This is a genomic window from Pseudomonas sp. PF05 (genome assembly GCF_056521845.1).
The window spans coordinates 1-17,569 of the sequence record NZ_JBWLPW010000019.1; the positions used below are offsets into that span (position 1 = coordinate 1).

13 protein-coding genes are annotated in these 17,569 nt (G+C 60.7%); 11 read left to right on the forward strand and 2 right to left on the reverse strand.

From position 1 onward, the window contains the following. The 9 genes from algK to AC09SL_RS24795 form a co-directional block, all read left to right on the forward strand. The coding region (gene algK / locus AC09SL_RS24755; RefSeq protein ID WP_479571962.1) for an alginate biosynthesis TPR repeat lipoprotein AlgK at window positions 1-1,215 on the forward strand (1,215 nt) is incomplete at its 5' end. 5 nt (window positions 1,216-1,220) lie between these two features. Further along, window positions 1,221-2,705, forward strand: a complete 1,485-nt coding sequence (locus AC09SL_RS24760; protein WP_058542792.1) for an alginate export family protein — start codon at window positions 1,221-1,223, stop codon at window positions 2,703-2,705. A 26-nt stretch (window positions 2,706-2,731) separates the two neighbouring features. After that, entirely contained in the window at window positions 2,732-4,321 is a 1,590-nt protein-coding gene (algG, locus tag AC09SL_RS24765) for a mannuronan 5-epimerase AlgG (protein WP_058542768.1), read from the forward strand. 11 nt (window positions 4,322-4,332) lie between these two features. After that, complete coding sequence (locus AC09SL_RS24770) at window positions 4,333-5,784, forward strand: alginate O-acetyltransferase (protein WP_058542767.1); 1,452 nt, start codon at window positions 4,333-4,335, stop codon at window positions 5,782-5,784. 11 nt (window positions 5,785-5,795) lie between these two features. Next, on the forward strand, window positions 5,796-6,932 hold the full coding sequence (locus AC09SL_RS24775; protein ID WP_058542766.1) for a mannuronate-specific alginate lyase: 1,137 nt from the start codon (window positions 5,796-5,798) through the stop codon (window positions 6,930-6,932). Window positions 6,933-7,063: 131 nt separating this feature from the next. Beyond that, complete coding sequence (locus tag AC09SL_RS24780; RefSeq protein WP_058542765.1) at window positions 7,064-8,629, forward strand: MBOAT family O-acyltransferase; 1,566 nt, start codon at window positions 7,064-7,066, stop codon at window positions 8,627-8,629. 11 nt (window positions 8,630-8,640) lie between these two features. Further along, complete coding sequence (locus tag AC09SL_RS24785) at window positions 8,641-9,816, forward strand: alginate O-acetyltransferase (protein WP_058542764.1); 1,176 nt, start codon at window positions 8,641-8,643, stop codon at window positions 9,814-9,816. Window positions 9,817-9,830: 14 nt separating this feature from the next. Continuing rightward, complete coding sequence (locus tag AC09SL_RS24790) at window positions 9,831-10,496, forward strand: alginate O-acetyltransferase AlgF (RefSeq protein WP_058542763.1); 666 nt, start codon at window positions 9,831-9,833, stop codon at window positions 10,494-10,496. Between the two features lie 230 nt (window positions 10,497-10,726). Then, on the forward strand, window positions 10,727-12,178 hold the full coding sequence (locus AC09SL_RS24795) for a mannose-1-phosphate guanylyltransferase/mannose-6-phosphate isomerase (protein WP_058542762.1): 1,452 nt from the start codon (window positions 10,727-10,729) through the stop codon (window positions 12,176-12,178). Window positions 12,179-12,261: 83 nt separating this feature from the next. Here the strand turns inward: AC09SL_RS24795 and AC09SL_RS24800 are convergent, their stop codons facing one another. Then, window positions 12,262-15,087, reverse strand: a complete 2,826-nt coding sequence (locus AC09SL_RS24800; protein ID WP_081264464.1) for an RHS repeat domain-containing protein — start codon at window positions 15,085-15,087, stop codon at window positions 12,262-12,264. 171 nt (window positions 15,088-15,258) lie between these two features. Here AC09SL_RS24800 and AC09SL_RS24805 point away from each other — a divergent pair, with 171 nt between their 5' ends. Beyond that, window positions 15,259-15,723 (forward strand): hypothetical protein, encoded by a 465-nt coding sequence (locus AC09SL_RS24805; RefSeq protein WP_058542761.1) that lies wholly within the window; start codon window positions 15,259-15,261, stop codon window positions 15,721-15,723. Window positions 15,724-15,757: 34 nt separating this feature from the next. Beyond that, window positions 15,758-16,582 carry an SDR family oxidoreductase gene (locus AC09SL_RS24810; RefSeq protein WP_058542760.1) on the forward strand — a complete coding sequence of 275 codons (825 nt, stop codon included), beginning with the start codon at window positions 15,758-15,760 and terminating at the stop codon, window positions 16,580-16,582. Between the two features lie 113 nt (window positions 16,583-16,695). On the opposite strand, the gene AC09SL_RS24815 is transcribed toward AC09SL_RS24810, so the two are convergent. Next, complete coding sequence (locus AC09SL_RS24815) at window positions 16,696-17,559, reverse strand: efflux RND transporter periplasmic adaptor subunit (RefSeq protein ID WP_058542759.1); 864 nt, start codon at window positions 17,557-17,559, stop codon at window positions 16,696-16,698. Window positions 17,560-17,569: the final 10 nt, after the last annotated feature.

Below are 17,569 nucleotides of genomic sequence, written 5' to 3' on the forward strand. Positions count from 1 at the left end.
CTGGCCGACATCCAGGTGGACAGTCGCGACCCCGAGCAGATGAAAAAAGCCGAGGCGACTTACCGCGCCGCCGCCGATATCTCGCCGCGGGCCCAGGCTCGCCTGGGTCGCCTGCTGGTGGCCAAGCCCGGTTCCACTGAAGCTGAAAAGCACGAAGCCGAAGGACTGCTGAAGGAAGCCTTCGCCAACGGTCAAGGTGGCACCCTGATCCCGCTGGCGATGCTGTACCTGCAATATCCCCACAGCTTCCCGAACGTGAACGCTCAGCAGCAGATCAACCAATGGCGCAGTGCCGGTTACCCGGAAGCGGGCCTGGCGCAGATTCTGCTCTACCGCACCCAAGGCACCTACGACCAGCACCTGGACGAAGTCGAGAAGGTCTGCAAGGCCGCACTGGCGACCACCGACATCTGCTACGTCGAACTGGCCACGGTCTATCAGAAGCGCGGCCAGCCGGAACAGCAGGCCGAGTTGCTCAAGCAGATGCAAGACGGTCACGCCCGTGGCGTCGTATCCGCTCAACGCGTGGACAGCGTCGCCCGCGTCCTGGCCGATGCGAGCCTGGGCAAGACCGACGAAAAAACCGCCCAGTCGTTGCTCGAAGGCATCGCCCCTGGCTATCCCGCTGCCTGGGTCAGCCTGGCACAGCTGCTCTACGACTTCCCGGAACTGGGTGACGTCGACAAGATGATGCAGTACCTGGAAAACGGCCGCGCCGCCGATCAGCCGCGCGCCGAGCTGTTGCTGGGCAAGCTTTACTACGAAGGCAAGTGGGTCCCGGCCGATGCCAAGGTTGCCGAGGAGCATTTCCAGAAAGCCGTTGGCCGCGAAGTGGCCGCCGACTACTACCTCGGCCAGATCTATCGCCGCGGTTACCTGGGCAAGGTGTACTCGCAAAAAGCCCTGGACCACCTGCTCAAGGCCGCCCGCAACGGCCAGAACAGCGCCGACTTTGCCATTGCCCAGCTGTTCTCCCAGGGCAAGGGCACCAAGCCCAACCCGGTCAACGCCTACGTGTTCAGCCAGTTGGCCAAGGTGCAGAACACCCCGCAAGCCATCGAGCTTGCCCAAACCCTCGAAGCACAATTGCCGCCGCAGCAACTTGCACAAGCGCAACGCCTGCTACAACAAGAGCAGGCCGTTCGCGGCTCGATGAGCCCCGATACGCTGGAACTGCAAGCCCTAAAAGAAGATGACGGCGAGGAACCTCTATGAAGCTTTTGAAGCTCAATCCTTTTGTGCAGGCTGGTATTGGCCTGTCGTTTGCCCTGCTGTGGTCCTGCCCGACCCTGGCAGCGCTGACCGAGAGCAAGAATTTCGGCCTGGAAGTGAAAGTCACCGGCCAGTCCGAAGACGACCGCGACCTCGGCACCCAGAGCGGTGGCGACGTCAACGGTATCGGCCTGGACCTGCGGCCGTGGGTCTACGGTGAAAGCGGCGCCTGGAGCGCCTACGCCATGGCCCAGGCCGTGACGTCCAGCGACATCATCGAGACCGACACCCTGCAACAGTCCGATGGCAGCACCCAGCAAACGGAGAGCGGTGATCGCGAAGCCAAGAAAAGCTACCTGGCCATGCGCGAGTTCTGGATTGGCTACAGTGGCCTGACCCCCTACCCGGGCGAGCAGCTGAAGTTCGGTCGCCAGCGCCTGCGCAATGACGACGGCCAATGGCGCGACACCAACATCGAAGCCCTGAACTGGACCTTCGACACCACCTTGCTGCGGGCCAACCTCGGTGTGGCCGAACGCTTCAGCGAATACCGCACCGACCTCAAGGAATTGTCCCCCAAGGACAAGGACCGCCTGCACGTCTACGGCGACGTGGGCTACCAGTGGATGCCAGGCCAGTGGGCCGGTATCCGTGCCCACCACTCCCATGACGACGGCAGCCTCGACTACCCGACCCCGGGCGAAGCCACCGACACCCTGGACAAGACCGAGAACGGTGACTTGACCTGGCTGGGCCTGGAAGCCAACAGCGACGCCTACAACTGGCGCAACACCAACACCGTCAACTACTGGGCCAGCCTTACCGGCATGACCGGCGAGCGTGACACCGTCAACCCGCTCAATGCCGACGGCACGCGCCCAACAGAAGCCAAGCACAGCGATGACGTGGACGGCTGGGCCACTGACCTGGGTATCCGCCTGCGCCTGGACCCGCAATGGCAAGTCGGTGCGGCCTATGCCCGCGCCAGCGAGGACTACGAACAGAACGGCCTGCAGAGCAACCGCTCGAACTTCACCGGCACCCGCTCGCGCGTGCACCGTTTCGGCGAAGCGTTCCGCGGCGAAATGGCCAACACCCAGAGCGCCAGCCTGTTCGGTTCCTGGCAACTGCGCGACGAATACGACGCCAGCCTGGTCTACCACAAATTCTGGCGCGTGGATGGCAACAAGCCGGTGGGCAGCAACGGTATCAACGCCGTGGAAAACAACACCGATGACGTGACCGGCGCGATTTTGTCCACCTCGTCCCTGCCACTGCGCGACGGTAACAAGGACCTGGGCCAGGAAGTCGACCTGGTCGTCACCAAGTACTTCAAGCAAGGCCTGCTGCCGGCCGCGCTGAGTCAGTCCATTGATGAGCCGTCGGCGCTGGTGCGCTTTCGTGGCGGCGTGTTCAAGCCAGGCGACGCTTACGGCAAAGAGGTCGATTCGTACATGCATCGCGCCTTTGTCGACGTGATCTGGCGCTTCTGATGCGAATGGCCATGGGAGTGCCCGATATGAACCGCTACCTCAGGAACAGCCAGGCGATGAAAGGTTCGATCAGCCTGTTGGTCGCAGCGATGCTGCTGGCCGGCTCGCCGGCGTTCGCCAACGTTGAACCGGTGGTCAAACCGGGCAAAGTGGTCAAGGAACTGCAACAAGCCAAGACCTACACCGTCAGCAGCGCGCCGACCGCACCGCTGGAGCTGGCCACGCCGACCCTGCCCGACCTCAAGGGCTACACCGCCGAAGCGGCTGCGGCCAAGATCGTGCGGACCAAAGTCGGCAAGGTCAGCGTGCGGCGGATGATGCAGGAAAACGCCCTGAAGGACTTCATCGGCGGCGACAACAAGATGGCCGAATGGGTGGTGCGTCAGCACGGCATCCCACAGGCCATCTTCCTTGACGACGGCTACATGAACCTGAAGGACCTGGCCAAGAAGGTGCCCAAGTACGTCATCGAAACCTCGCCGGGTGTGTACCTGGCGAAGATTCCGATCGTGGTTGGCCAGAAAGGCATCCTGGAAATCGACAAACAGACCCAGGAACTGCGCCTGTCCCAGGAGGGAGGCTCGTTCCTGGTCAACGATGGCCAGATGTTCATCAGCGACACCAAGGTCACCGGCTGGCGCGAAAAGGACAACGGCCCCGCCACGTTCCGTTCGCCCAACGAGTTCCGTCCGTTCCTGCTGGCCTGGGGTGGCACCGAGACGTACATCGTGAACTCGAAAATGGCCAGCTTCGGCTACGCCAACAGTAAGTCGTACGGGGTGAGTATTTCGCAGTACACGCCGAACATGGCCAAGGTCCTCAAGCGCCCGGAACCGACCGGTTGGATCATCGGTTCCGAGTTCTCGGACATGTGGTACGGCTTCTACTGCTACGAGACCCGCGATTTCGTGATCAAGGGCAACACCTACAAAGACAACATCGTCTATGGCATCGACCCCCATGACCGTTCCCATCGGCTGATCATTGCCGACAACACTGTCTACGGGACCAAGAAAAAACACGGGATCATTATTTCCCGCGAGGTCAACGACAGCTTCATTTTCAACAACCGCAGTTACGACAACAAACTCTCGGGCCTGGTGATCGACCGTAACAGCGTGAACAACCTGATCGCCTACAACGAAATCTACAAGAACCACACCGACGGCATCACGCTCTACGAGAGTGCCGACAACCTGTTGTGGGGCAACAAAGTGATCAGCAATCGCCGCCACGGCATTCGCATTCGTAACAGCGTGAACATCCGCCTCTACGAAAACGTGTCCATGGCCAACGGCTTGACCGGTCTCTACGGCCACATCAAAGACCTGTCCGACACCGACCGGGACATCAAGCTCGACCCGTTCGACGCCCAGGTCTCGCTGATCGTGGTCGGCGGCGAACTGGCTGCCAATGGCAGCGGCCCGCTGTCCATCGACTCGCCATTGAGCGTCGAGCTGTACCGCGTGTCCATGCTCGCGCCGACCAAATCCAGCGGCATCAGCTTCTCGGGAATTCTCGGCGAGCGCCAGGATGAAATTCTCGACCTGCTGGTGCGCCAGCAGAAAGCCGTGCTGATCGACCCTGTCGAACGCCAGACCGAAATGCGGGACTGAGGATGACCTTTATGAACCCACAGATGATCAAACTTTTGGGCCTGTCTGCCCTGACTGCCGGCATTCTGGCCGCTGCAAGCGGCGCCCGTGCCGATGAAATCAAGGCACCGACCTTTACCGCCGAGCCGTGCTGCAACCTGTGCCCGGCAGCCCATGACGCAAAGAACTACACCACGCGCTACCAGCAGAACTTCACCACACTGGTACAGGCCCAGGGCGACTGGCTGTTCCGGACCCAGGAAGACCTGCGTACCGAATTCAACACCACCGCGTCCGGCTACAAACGCCTGCAGCAGTTGCACGATGCGTTCAAGGCCAAAGGCGTCGAGCTGGTGCTTGTCTACCAGCCGACCCGGGGCCTGGTAAACCGCAACAAGCTCAATGCCCAGGAGAAGGCCAGCTTCAACTTCGACAAGGCCCTGACCAACTACAAATCCATGCTCGGTCGTTTCGCCCAGATGGGTTACGTGGTGCCGGACCTGTCGCCGCTGACCAACGAAAACCTGCCCGAAACCCTGCCGGCCCACGATTTCTATTTCCGTGGCGACCAGCACTGGACCCCGTACGGCGCCCAGCGCACGGCCAAGATCGTCGCCGAAAAGGTCAAGCAGCTCCCGGCCTTCGCCGACATTCCCAAGCGTGAGTTCGAGACCAAGAGGTCCGGCCGCATGGGCAAGACCGGCACCCTGCACAACATGGCCGGGCAACTGTGCGGCACCAGCTACGCGATCCAGTACATGGATCAGTTCACCACCGAGCCTAAGGGCGAGGCCGGCGACGGTGACCTGTTCGGCGACTCCGGCAACCCGCAGATCACCCTCGTGGGCACCAGTCACAGCGGCAAGAACTACAACTTTGCCGGCTTCCTGCAGGAAGACATCGGCGCCGACATCCTCAACGTTGCCTTCCCTGGCGGCGGTTTCGAGGGCGCGATGATCCAGTACCTGGGCAGCGAAGACTTCCAGAAGAACCCGCCGAAAATCCTCATCTGGGAATTCTCGCCGCTGTATCGCCTGGACCAGGAAACCATCTATCGCCAGATGATGGCGCTGCTGGACAACAACGGTTGCGAAGGCAAGCCGGCAGTGATGAGCAGCAAGACCGCGCTCAAGCCGGGCACGAACGAATTGATGGTCAACAGCAAGAACATGGATCTGCGTAACGGCAGCCACCAGGTCGACATCCGCTTCGCCGACACCTCGGTGAAAACCTTGCAAGCCACCCTCTGGTACATGAATGGGCGCCACGAGGACATCAAGATCGAAAAACCGGATACCGCAGAAACCGACGGACGTTTCGCCTTCCAATTGCGCACCGACGAGGACTGGGCTTCGCAGAACCTGCTAGCCGTCGAAGTCCAGGGCCCGGAAGCCGGTAAAGAGCCACTGCAAATCGAAGCGAAAGTCTGCAAACGCAACGCATCTGGGCAAGCCGGGCAACAAACGGCTCAAATCGGACAATGAGGTCTCGTCTCATGACTAGAACCACGCGCACCCGAACGTTGAAAACGCTGCTGGCGCCGTCGCTGCTGACTCTGGCGATATTCGCCGGAGCAACGCAGGCCGCGGCCCCGCTGCGTCCGCCACAGGGTTACTTCGCACCGATCGAAAAATTCAAGACGGGCAGTTCTGATGACCGCTGTGAGGCGGTACCGACGCCCTACACTGGCGCCCTGCAATTTCGTAGCAAATACGAGGGCTCCGACAAGGCCCGTGCAACGCTGAACGTGAAATCGGAGAAGGCCTTCCGCGATGCCACTTCCGACATCACCCGGATCGAGCGCGGCGTCAGCAAACAAGTGATGCAATTCATGCGCGACGGCCGTCCCGAGCAGCTGGAATGCACCCTGAACTGGCTGACCGCCTGGGCCAAGGCCGATGCGCTGATGTCCAAGGACTTCAACCACACCGGCAAGTCCATGCGCAAATGGGCCCTGGGAAGCATGGCTTCGGCCTATGTACGCCTGAAGTTCTCCGAGTCTCGCCCGCTGGCTAATCATCAGGAACAGGCACAACTGATCGAAGGCTGGTTCAGCAAGATGGCCGATCAGGTGGTCAGCGACTGGGACAACCTGCCGCTGAAAAAAATCAACAACCACTCCTACTGGGCCGCCTGGTCGGTGATGGCCACCGCCGTGGCGACCAACCGCCGCGACCTGTTCGACTGGGCCGTCAAGGAATACAAGGTCGGCGCCAACCAGATCGACGCCGAGGGCTTCTTGCCCAACGAACTCAAGCGCAAGCAACGCGCCCTGTCCTACCACAACTATGCCCTGCCGCCCCTGGCGATGATCGCCAGTTTCGCCCAGGTCAACGGTGTGGACCTGCGCCAGGAAAACAACGGCGCCCTCAAGCGACTGGGCGACCGAGTGCTGGCCGGGGTGGAAGACCCGGACATCTTCGAAGAGAAGAACGGCGAAGAGCAGGACATGAAGGACCTGAAGATCGATTCGAAATTCGCCTGGCTCGAACCGTTCTGCAGCCTCTACACCTGCTCCGAGGATGTGCTGGAGCGCAAGCATGAGATGCAACCGTTCAAGACTTTCCGCCTCGGTGGGGACTTGACCCGGGTGTACGACCCTTCGCGTGAGAAAGGTGAAAAAGGAAGCTGATGCCATATCCCTTGCCTGGCAGGGGAGCTGTGGGAGCAAGGCGACTGAAATGCAATAACCCCCCCGGTTTTCATGGGGGGGTTTGGGGGGGCTCTGGCCCTTGACTGTTGATTCAACATGGAGAGATCGGGATGGTATTTTCATCCAATGTGTTCCTGTTTCTGTTCTTGCCGATCTTTCTCGGCTTGTACTACTTGAGCGGGCAACGCTATCGCAACCTGCTGCTGCTGATCGCCAGCTACGTGTTCTATGCCTGGTGGCGGGTGGACTTCCTGGCGCTGTTCGCCGGCGTCACCCTGTGGAACTACTGGATCGGCCTGAAAGTCGGCGCCGCCGGCGTGCGCACCAAACCGGCCCAGCGCTGGCTGCTGCTCGGCGTGGGCGTGGACTTGGCCATCCTGGGCTATTTCAAGTACGCCAACTTCGGCGTGGACAGCCTCAACGCCATCATCACCGGCTTCGGTCTCAATCCGTTCATCCTGACCCACGTGCTGTTGCCGATCGGGATCTCGTTCTACATTTTCGAGTCCATCAGCTACATCATCGACGTCTATCGCGGTGACACGCCGGCAACCCGCAACCTGATCGACTTCGCAGCGTTCGTGGCCATTTTCCCGCACCTGATCGCCGGCCCCGTGTTGCGTTTCCGCGACCTGGCCGACCAGTTCAACAACCGTACACATACGCTGGACAAGTTTTCCGAAGGCTGCACGCGCTTCATGCAGGGCTTCATCAAGAAAGTGTTCATCGCCGACACCCTGGCGGTGGTGGCCGACCATTGCTTCGCCTTGCAGAACCCGACCACGGGCGATGCCTGGCTCGGCGCCCTGGCCTACACCGCGCAGCTGTACTTCGACTTCTCCGGCTATAGCGACATGGCCATCGGCCTGGGCCTGATGATGGGTTTTCGCTTCATGGAAAACTTCAAGCAGCCCTACATCAGCCAGTCGATCACCGAGTTCTGGCGCCGCTGGCACATCAGCCTGTCGACCTGGCTGCGCGACTACCTCTACATCACCCTGGGCGGTAATCGCAAAGGCACGCTGATGACCTATCGCAACCTGTTCCTGACCATGCTGCTCGGCGGTCTGTGGCACGGCGCGAACTTCACCTACATCATCTGGGGCGCCTGGCACGGCATGTGGCTGGCCATCGAAAAAGCGGTGGGCATCAACACCACGCCACGCAGCATCAACCCGATCCGCTGGGCGCTGACCTTCCTGCTGGTGGTGATGGGCTGGGTAATTTTCCGTGCCGAGAACCTGCACGTGGCCGGTCGCATGTACGGCGCCATGTTCAGCTTCGGCGACTGGTCGCTGTCGGAACTGACCCGCGCCAACCTCACCGGCCTGCAGATCGCCACGCTGGTGGTGGCCTACGTCACCCTCGCCTTCTTCGGCCTGCGGGACTTCTACACCAACCGTCCGCCGGTCAAGACCAAGCCTGAGGTCAATACCGAGGCCAACGGCCCGGCCACCGCGCAACCGGGAATGATCAAGGCCGTACCGGGTGACAACCCATCGACGATCCACGAACCGGGCTACACCGTGGGTGTCGAAGCCCAGGTGCAACCGGCCTACTGGACCGTGGACTGGTCACGCTACGTGATGCGCGCCCTGGTGCTGCTGCTGTTCATCGCCTCGATTCTCAAACTCTCGGCGCAAAGCTTCTCGCCGTTCCTTTACTTCCAGTTCTGAGGGATCTGAACATGACCCGCTCATTACGTATCTTTTACATCGCACTGTTCATGCTGATCCTCACAGCACTGGGCCTGTGGTCGATGCGCAGTTTCTTCGGCTTCACTACCAACCCCGACGCGACCGTACTCAACGGCCGCTGGACCAAGGCCGTGGAAACGCACTACGACGACGAGTTCCCGATCAAGCGCCTGGGCACCAACATCTGGGCTGCGCTGGACTACAAGCTGTTCAACGAAGGCCGCAAAGGCGTGATCCTGGGCCGCGACCAGTGGCTGTACAGCGACGAAGAGTTCAACCCGATCGTCAACGAAGAGCTGAACCTGCAAGGCAACTACGCGCTGGTCGAAGGCGTGCGCCAAAAGCTCAAGGAACAAGGCATCACCCTGGTCATGGCGATCGTGCCGGCCAAGGCGCGGCTGTACCCCGAGCACCTGGGTGACGTGAAGCCATCGAGCATTCACGCCAACCTCTACCAGGATTTCCACGCTCGCGTGGCGGCCGACAAGATCCTCGCGCCTGACCTGCTCGGCCCGCTGCAACAGGCCAAGCAAGGCGGCCAGCAAGTGTTCCTGCGCACCGACACCCACTGGACGCCGGAAGGTGCCCAGGTCGCTGCCGAGAACCTGGCCAAGGCCATTGCCGAACGCGCACCGCTCAACGGTGAGCCACAACGCTTCGTCACCGAACCTGCAGAAAAAATCACCCACAAGGGCGACCTGCGCCAGTTCCTGCCCCTGGACCCGCTGTTCGAAAACCTGATGCCGGCCCAGGAGCCATTGGTCAAGCGCAACACCCGCGAAGCCGACGACCAGCCGGCCGGCGACGATGCGCTGTTCGCCGACACCCAGGTGCCCGTGGCCCTGATCGGCACCAGCTACAGCGCCAACCCCAACTGGAACTTCGTCGGTGCACTCAAGCAAGCCCTGCACAGCGACGTCGTCAACTACGCCGAAGACGGCCACGGCCCGATTCTGCCGATGCTCAGCTACCTCAAGAGCGATGCCTTCAAGAACAGCCCGCCACAGGTGCTGATCTGGGAGTTCCCTGAACGTTATCTGCCCGTGAACAACGAAATCGGCGATGCCGACCCACAGTGGGTCGCAGAGCTCAAGCAAGTCGGCGCTCGCCAACAGAATGTCGCCGCCAACACTCAATCCGAGACGCCCGACCGGGCGCAAAACTGAAAGAGAGGTCCACCATGACTTTCAACACTACTCCTCGCCGTCTCGCTGCTCGCACCTTCAAGGCCGTTGCTCTCGTCGCCAGCATGAGCGCCCTCTCACTGTCGGCCTTTGCCGGTGACTCGGCCCTGTATGGCCCGGTCGCGCCAAAAGGCTCGAGCTTCGTGCGGGTCTATAACGCCGCCAACGCCGAAGTCAGCGCCACCGTCGGCAGCACCAACATCAGCGACGTAGCCCCGTTGGCCAGCAGCGACTTCAGCTTCATGCCCGGTGGCGACTACAGCGCCAAGGTAGGCAGCCAGACCGTACCGGTTAAACTGGCTTCCGATCACTATTACACCCTGGTCAACAACGCCAGTGGCCAGCCTCAACTGATCGAAGAACCACCTTTCAAGAACAAGCAGAAATCCCTGGTCCGTGTACAGAACCTCAGCGACAAGGCACTGACCCTCAAGACCGCCGACGGCAAGACCGAAGTGGTGCCGAACGTAGCGGCCAAAGGCCGTGGCGAACGTGAGATCAACCCGGTGAAAGTGTCCCTGGCGCTGTTCGAAGGCGACAAGAAAGTCGGCGATCTCAAGCCCGTGGCCCTGGAGCGCGGCGAAGCGGCCGTGCTGTACGTCACAGGTTCAGGCAGCAACCTGTCGCCGGTGTGGGTAAAACGCCCGGTGTCGACCCGCTGATGAATTCACCTGAGGGCTGAACACCTATTTGTGTAGGAGCTGCCGCAGGCTGCGATCTTTTGATTTTGATCTTTCACTTGCGATTCAAGTGTCAGGGGAAAGATCGCAGCCTCGCTGCACTCGTCAGCGCCTACAGAGGGTCAGTCATTCGGGTACGGAACAAGAACAAGAGAGTGAAACGACAGAACGCAGTAGCTCTAACAACCATTTCGCTTCAAGGAGTAACAAACATGATTCCGGTGATCTTGTCAGGTGGTAGTGGCTCACGTCTTTGGCCGCTTTCGCGCAAGCAATTCCCTAAACAGTTCCTGGCCCTGACCGGTGAACACACCCTGTTCCAGCAAACCCTCGAGCGCCTGGTGTTCGAAGGCATGGACACGCCGATCGTGGTCTGCAACAAAGACCACCGCTTCATCGTCAACGAGCAGTTGAACAACCGTAAGCTCGAAGCCCAGCGCATCCTGATGGAGCCGTTCGGGCGCAACACCGCACCGGCCGTGGCGCTGACCGCGATGATGCTGGTCAACGAAGGCCGCGACGAGCTGATGCTGGTGCTGCCCGCCGACCACGTGCTGGAAGACCAGAAAGCCCTGCAACGCGCCCTGGCCCTGGCCACCGTGGCCGCCGAGCGTGGCGAAATGGTGCTGTTCGGCGTACCGGCCACCAAACCGGAAACCGGCTACGGCTACATCAAGTCGACCAACGACGTGCTGCTGCCTGAAGGCGTGAGCCGTGTCTCGCACTTCGTCGAAAAACCCGACGTCAAGCGCGCCACCGAGTTCGTCGAGGCCGGCGGTTACTTCTGGAACAGCGGCATGTTCCTGTTCCGCGCCAGCCGTTTCCTCGAAGAGCTGAAAAAGCACGATCCGGACATCTACGACACCTGCCTGCTGACCCTGGAGCGCAGTGAGCAGACCCCGGACACCATCACCTTCGACGAAGCCACCTTCGCCTGCTGCCCGGACAACTCCATTGACTATGCCGTGATGGAAAAAACCCAGCGCGCCTGCGTGGTACCGCTGTCGGCGGGTTGGAGCGATGTCGGCTGCTGGTCGTCGCTGTGGGAAGTCAACGCCAAGGATGCCAACGGCAACGTCACCAAAGGCGACGTGGTGGTCCAGGACAGCCGCAACTGCATGATCCACGGCAATGGCAAACTGGTGTCGGTGATCGGCCTGGACAACATCGTGGTGGTCGAAACCAAGGACGCCATGATGATCGCCCACAAGGACAAGGTCCAAGGCGTCAAGCAGATGGTCAACACCCTCAACGCACAGGGCCGCACCGAAACCCAGAACCACTGCGAGGTCTATCGTCCGTGGGGTTCCTACGACTCGGTGGACATGGGCGGTCGTTTCCAGGTCAAGCACATCTCGGTCAAGCCGGGCGCGTGCCTGTCGCTGCAGATGCACCATCACCGCGCCGAACACTGGATCGTGGTCAGCGGCACCGCCGAAGTGACCTGCGACGAGAACGTGTTCCTGCTCTGCGAAAACCAGTCGACCTACATCCCGATCGCGTCGGTCCACCGTCTGCGCAACCCGGGCAAGATCCCACTGGAAATCATCGAAGTGCAGTCCGGCAGCTACCTGGGCGAAGATGACATCGAGCGTTTCGAAGACATCTACGGTCGCTCGACGCCGATCGAACGCGGCGTCTCGGTGAAAACCATCGCCCAATAACGATCAACGTCGATCAGTCGCACAAGAAGCCCCCATCCAACCCACTGCGTCCCCTATCCGCAGTGGGTTGGGTGGGGGCTTTTTTAGTTCTTTCTTCGAAAATTCATCAACAACCCGGGATATGAATCTGCATTACGCATGATCACAGCCGCACGTACCCGTGGGTTTTTAACGAATGCCTCCCGTCGTTCCGATGGAGACGTAGCAGGTGATTGCCCCGTCTGCTTCAAAGAAACATTGATGATCCCTTCGTACGCTTTGCGTCCGTGGGGATTCATTCGTTCCTCTACAGGTCCCTCGCTTACAACATCCTCGGACATTAAAAGTTTGAGCAGAGGATAAGTATCAATATCCTCTGAAGTTGCGTCCGCCGGTAACGCTTCTGGAAGATACCAAAAATCATGAACGTGCTGACCTTCACCAAGGTACATAGCATGGGCAGCCTCATGTACTAAGGTACTCGCTACCCTTAGCGCATGTGAGTTTTCAATCAACTCCAAACTCAGCCAGATATTATGACTTTGAGTGTTGTTATATGCCGTTCTCCCAGTGATTCCGCCTCGTTCAAACTTCGCCAACCCTAGCCTCCAACCATTATTCTCCTTGAGGTCGCGCAGATAATTACTGAGGTCACTTAGCTTTTGCTGCAAGGGTGTTCGAAGATTATCGATGTCCTCTTCCTTGGCAAGAGCGTCCTCGCCAAAAATTTTTTCGAGCAATTTTTTGGTGCTTCGACTCAGCGTGCTTGACGACAGTTCCTTCGTCGCCTCACGCAGCCAGAACTCGCCCTCGGCGAAGGCATCGTTAACTTTTTGCCTCGCTGCTGCAGGGAAATAATCCAGCCCGCGAGCAACCAGCTCGCTGCCTTCATTTATCGCCTTTGTCTCAGACTCGTTCAGTACATCGAAGCGATTGTCAGCGGTCACTTGAAAACTGTTCCCGCCTGAGTCGTCCTTATAACTGAGTGGGCAATTCCTGAGCATCCGGAACAGATTCAACCCATCAACTTGTCCCACCGGATCCGGATTCACCCAGCGCTGCAACCATGGGATGTAATACCGAAAGCCATAGTAGTAAAACCCCGTTGCATCCCGCTCTTTGCCCGAATAACGAACGGTCTTGTAGCTGACCTCAATCGCATCCTCTCCAACCAGATAAGCCGTTTCACCAAACGGATAAAAGTGCTCCCGACTGATAATCCGCCCATCTTGTGCAAGCTCCAGGCCGACCGAGCCCAAATGATCGGCAACGCTGTATCGATAGCAGTCGTTCTCGCCGGTTGGCGGCGGGCTTTCCCAATGCAGGATCTGGACGCTGCTGAGCCCGCCCGGGGCAACGATCACTTGCAGCGCCTCGCCCGTGCCGCTGTCGGCGTGCAGTTTTAGTCCCGGCAAATATCGAACCTCGGCGGCCAGCGTGCGGGCGCCGGTTTGCAGGGTGCGCAGCTTGCGCACTCGTTGCCCGCCGCCGTCGTAAACATACGACTCGCTGTCATTGAACCCTGAAGCCCGTTCAATCGGTGTGACCGAACTCAACTGGTTTCGCAAATCCCAGGCCAGGAACCGTCCCACATCCAGTTCCAGGCAGTTGCCCCGCGCATCGAACGCAACGGCGATTTCCTCTTCAGTGGGTGGCATACCGTTGCGGTACAGCAGGCAGCGATTGCTGTAGCGCGCCGCTTTCATTTGTCGACCATGACTTTGGGCGCCGACGTGCGTCAGCTCCAGCAGATTACCGGCCTCGTCGTAGCGGTAGGTCTGCCGGTAGTTGCTGACCGCCGCCGGGTCGTTGCGTCCAGCGGACTCGGGGCCTTGGCTGGCCATGCCCGCCTCCCAACCCGTGGCTTCGATCAGTTGGTAGAGGCTGTCGTAGACAAATCGGCTGACCGGCTCGATGCGCTGGTTGGCGAAGTGACGGACCGGCTGGGCTTGGTCCTCGATATTCAGCACATTGCCCATGGGGTCATAGTCGTAGAGCAAATGTTGCAAAACTTGGTCGACGCGCACGGCGTGGCGTTGTATCAACCGTCCGTCTTCAGGGCTGTACGTGAGCGTGGTCCTGAGGCCATTGCCGGACGCTTCCTGTTCGATCTGCCCAAAGGCGTCGTAGCGAATGTCGCTCACCAGCGCCAGCCAATCGCCCTGGCCCGCCAACTGCAATTGACTGCCGAACAACCGGCCATCGAGCGTCAGGCTTTGCCGTTGTCGATTTCCCCTGGCATCGACTTGCTCCAACACATCACCCAGCGGGCCGACGCGCCACGTCGAAACGGCGCCGTCGCCGGGTTCAAGCAAGAACTCGCGATCAGCTTCCAACTCCGGCCAATCGGCTGGCGCCGCGTCGAGAATAAAACGACGGTCTTGGACAAGGTTCTCCCCGGCCAGGGCAAACGAAACCAGCAACAGCGTACCCGCCGGGTCGTCATGGCGGATCAATTGTCCGTACAGGTTTAGGTCCTGATTATCCTGGCCGGGATATCCGTAGGTCATGCGCTCGGTACACCGACGCGGCTGGCTGGCGCCTTGCTCGAACACGGCCACGGGACGCAGCAAGTCATCGTAGAGCGTCTCCTGCTGCGTCCCTCGGGCATCCCAGCCCAGCAAACCTTCGGCGGCGAGACCCGGCAGACCGATCTGGATGCCTGCATCGACGCTGTCTGTATGCAGCAAGGTGCCGGACAGCGAATGAATCGCAGAGAGATTGGCCGGTGCCGATTCATCGGTCTGCTGCAAGGTCCACAGGCGCGGATCCCATTGTTTGACCGCACGTCCCGCCACGTCAAAGAGACTGCGGTTGATGCGCGGCAGCGCGGCGCTACCCTCAAGGCTGCGGCAATAACCGACCGAGCGAACCGCCAAGCGACGCGGATCGGAGACAGTCAGCGTTGGTGTTCGATGATCCACGCCCATCAAACAAGAGTCCCGTCGTAGCACCTGGGTGGTTGCGAACCATCAAAACCTCGACTCCACAACGTTGCCTACTGTCAGATGTGACAGTGGCGACCGGCGGTACGTGGAACGTGAATACCCATGGCCGGCGGCCTTCGGTAGGATGTACCTACGGTAACGGAGGCTTTAACCATGCTTATCGGCGTCTTGCTGGTCATCACCTGGCTCATCCTGCTGTTGCGTTACCCGGCCAAGGCCTTGCCGGTCTCCCTGGCGGCGTTCATCGGGCTGGGACTGGTCGCTGCGTGGGTGCTCTGGGAGGAAGGCCGCGAGACCCGGCAATTGGAGCGCCTGGAATTGCGCATCACCTATGCCCCCGAACGCTGCCCCGCCGACCGACCGCTGTCGCTGAACCTGAAAAATACCAATGACGTGCCGCTGATCGAACTGCGCTGGCGGGTCGCGGCCTATGCGCCTGGCGACACCATCAACCTGGCCGACAATCCCTATGATGCACCGCGCTACCGGGGCCCCGGCCAATTGCAGGCTGGCGCCGACTGGCAAGACTGCCTGCCCCTGCCGCCCCTGCGTCCGGGTTATCGCCCGCAGACCCTGGAGTTTCGCGCCGAGCGTTTGCACGGTAGCTTTTCCAATTGATTGCTCTCCCCACTTTTTGCACAAGGAATGCGCCATGCCTGTTGCGCTGATTACCGGATGTTCCAGCGGCATTGGCCGCGCCCTCGCCGACGCCTTCAAGACTGCCGGTTATCAGGTCTGGACCACGGCGCGCAAGGCTGAAGACGTAGCGACACTCGCCACGGCCGGGTTCACCGCCGTGCAACTGGACGTCAACGACGGCCAGGCGTTGGAACAACTGAACGAGCGGATCAACCAGCAGCATGGTGGCCTGGATGTGCTGATCAACAATGCCGGCTACGGCGCCATGGGGCCGCTGCTGGACGGCGGTGTGCAGGCTCTGCAGCGTCAGTTCGAAACCAACGTGTTCGCCATCGTCGGGGTCACCCGCGCCCTGTTCCCGGTGTTGCGTCGGGCCAAGGGGCTGGTGATAAACATCGGCAGCGTTTCCGGGGTGCTGGTCACGCCGTTTGCCGGGGCCTATTGCGCCTCTAAGGCGGCGGTGCACGCCTTGAGCGATGCCTTGCGCATGGAACTGGCGCCGTTCGGCATCGGCGTGATGGAGGTCCAACCCGGCGCCATCGCCTCCAGCTTCGCCAAGAATGCCGGCCATGAAGCTGAACAGCTGATCAGCGAGCAATCGCCCTGGTGGCCGCTGCGCGAGGGTATTCGCGCTCGGGCCAGGGCCTCCCAGGACAACCCGACCCCAGCCGCCGAATTCGCCGCTGGCCTGCTCAAGGCCGCGCAACAAGCCAAGCCTCCCCGCCTGCTGCGCCTGGGCAACGGCAGCCGATCACTGCCCTTGATGGCCGGCTTGCTGCCCAAGGGGTTGCTGGAAAAGGGGTTGATGAAGCGGTTTGGTTTGGGTGGGTCGCTTTGATAAATGGCGGACACCTCGAAAACTGTGGGAGCGAGGTTGCTCGCGATGACGGCGTGTCAGCCACCATCGATACGGCTGAACCACTGCTATCGCGAGCAGGCTTCCACAGGGGGTCAGCGCTTGTCGCGGGGTTCTACCACCACCGTGCAAGTCATTCCTGCCGCCAGCAGCACCCCGTCGGGTACTTCGTCCAGATGAATGCGCACCGGCACCCGCTGGGCCAGGCGAACCCAGTTGAAGGTCGGGTTCACATCGGCGATCAGTTCGCGGCTTTCGGGGTTGTCCCGGTCGTAGATGCCACGGGAGATACTTTCCACATGCCCCTTGAGCATCTCACCGCTCATCAACTGCAACTGCGCTGAATCGCCGACCCGCACCTTGGGCAATTTGGTCTCTTCGAAGAAGCCATAGACCCAGAACGAATTCATGTCCACCACGGCCATCTTCGCCTCGCCGATGCGGGCGTAGTCGCCACGGTGCACGTTGAGGTTGGTGACGTAGCCATCCACCGCCGCGCGGACTTCGGTGCGCGACAGGTTCAGCTCCGCCGCTTCCAACTGGGCCTGGGCCTGCTGGTAATCGGCCAGGGCCGAGTCGGCGATGTTGCTGGCGTCGTCGCGGTTTTCCCGGGAGATCACCAGGCTGTCCAGGTCGGCACGCCGATGGGCATTGACCTTGCGCATCTCCCAAGTGGCCTTGCGCGACGCCACCAGGGAGCGGGCCTGCTTCACGGCGATGCGGTAATGCTCGGGGTCGATGCGCATCAGCAGGTCGCCCTTTGTCACCTGCTGATTGTCGCGCACCGGCACTTCGACCACCTCGCCGCTGACATCGGCGGCGACATTGATGATGTCGGCCCGTACCCGGCCATCACGGGTCCAGGGTGTGTTCATGTAATGGACCCACAGCGTGCGGCCGATCCACAGCGCCAGGGCCAGTACCAACAGCGTCGCCAGCAGGCTGAAAAACTTTTTCATTGCATCGATC

Excerpts from the sequence above, each read along its gene's own strand:
- algG (WP_058542768.1), top strand. The coding sequence starts at position 2,732 with ATGAACCGCTACCTCAGGAACAGCCAGGCGATGAAAGGTTCGATCAGC.
- AC09SL_RS24770 (WP_058542767.1), top strand. The coding sequence starts at position 4,333 with ATGAACCCACAGATGATCAAACTTTTGGGCCTGTCTGCCCTGACTGCC.
- AC09SL_RS24775 (WP_058542766.1), top strand. The coding sequence starts at position 5,796 with ATGACTAGAACCACGCGCACCCGAACGTTGAAAACGCTGCTGGCGCCG.
- AC09SL_RS24780 (WP_058542765.1), top strand. The coding sequence starts at position 7,064 with ATGGTATTTTCATCCAATGTGTTCCTGTTTCTGTTCTTGCCGATCTTT.
- AC09SL_RS24785 (WP_058542764.1), top strand. The coding sequence starts at position 8,641 with ATGACCCGCTCATTACGTATCTTTTACATCGCACTGTTCATGCTGATC.
- AC09SL_RS24790 (WP_058542763.1), top strand. The coding sequence starts at position 9,831 with ATGACTTTCAACACTACTCCTCGCCGTCTCGCTGCTCGCACCTTCAAG.
- AC09SL_RS24795 (WP_058542762.1), top strand. The coding sequence starts at position 10,727 with ATGATTCCGGTGATCTTGTCAGGTGGTAGTGGCTCACGTCTTTGGCCG.
- AC09SL_RS24800 (WP_081264464.1), bottom strand. The coding sequence starts at position 15,087 with ATGGGCGTGGATCATCGAACACCAACGCTGACTGTCTCCGATCCGCGT.
- AC09SL_RS24805 (WP_058542761.1), top strand. The coding sequence starts at position 15,259 with ATGCTTATCGGCGTCTTGCTGGTCATCACCTGGCTCATCCTGCTGTTG.
- AC09SL_RS24810 (WP_058542760.1), top strand. The coding sequence starts at position 15,758 with ATGCCTGTTGCGCTGATTACCGGATGTTCCAGCGGCATTGGCCGCGCC.
- AC09SL_RS24815 (WP_058542759.1), bottom strand. The coding sequence starts at position 17,559 with ATGAAAAAGTTTTTCAGCCTGCTGGCGACGCTGTTGGTACTGGCCCTG.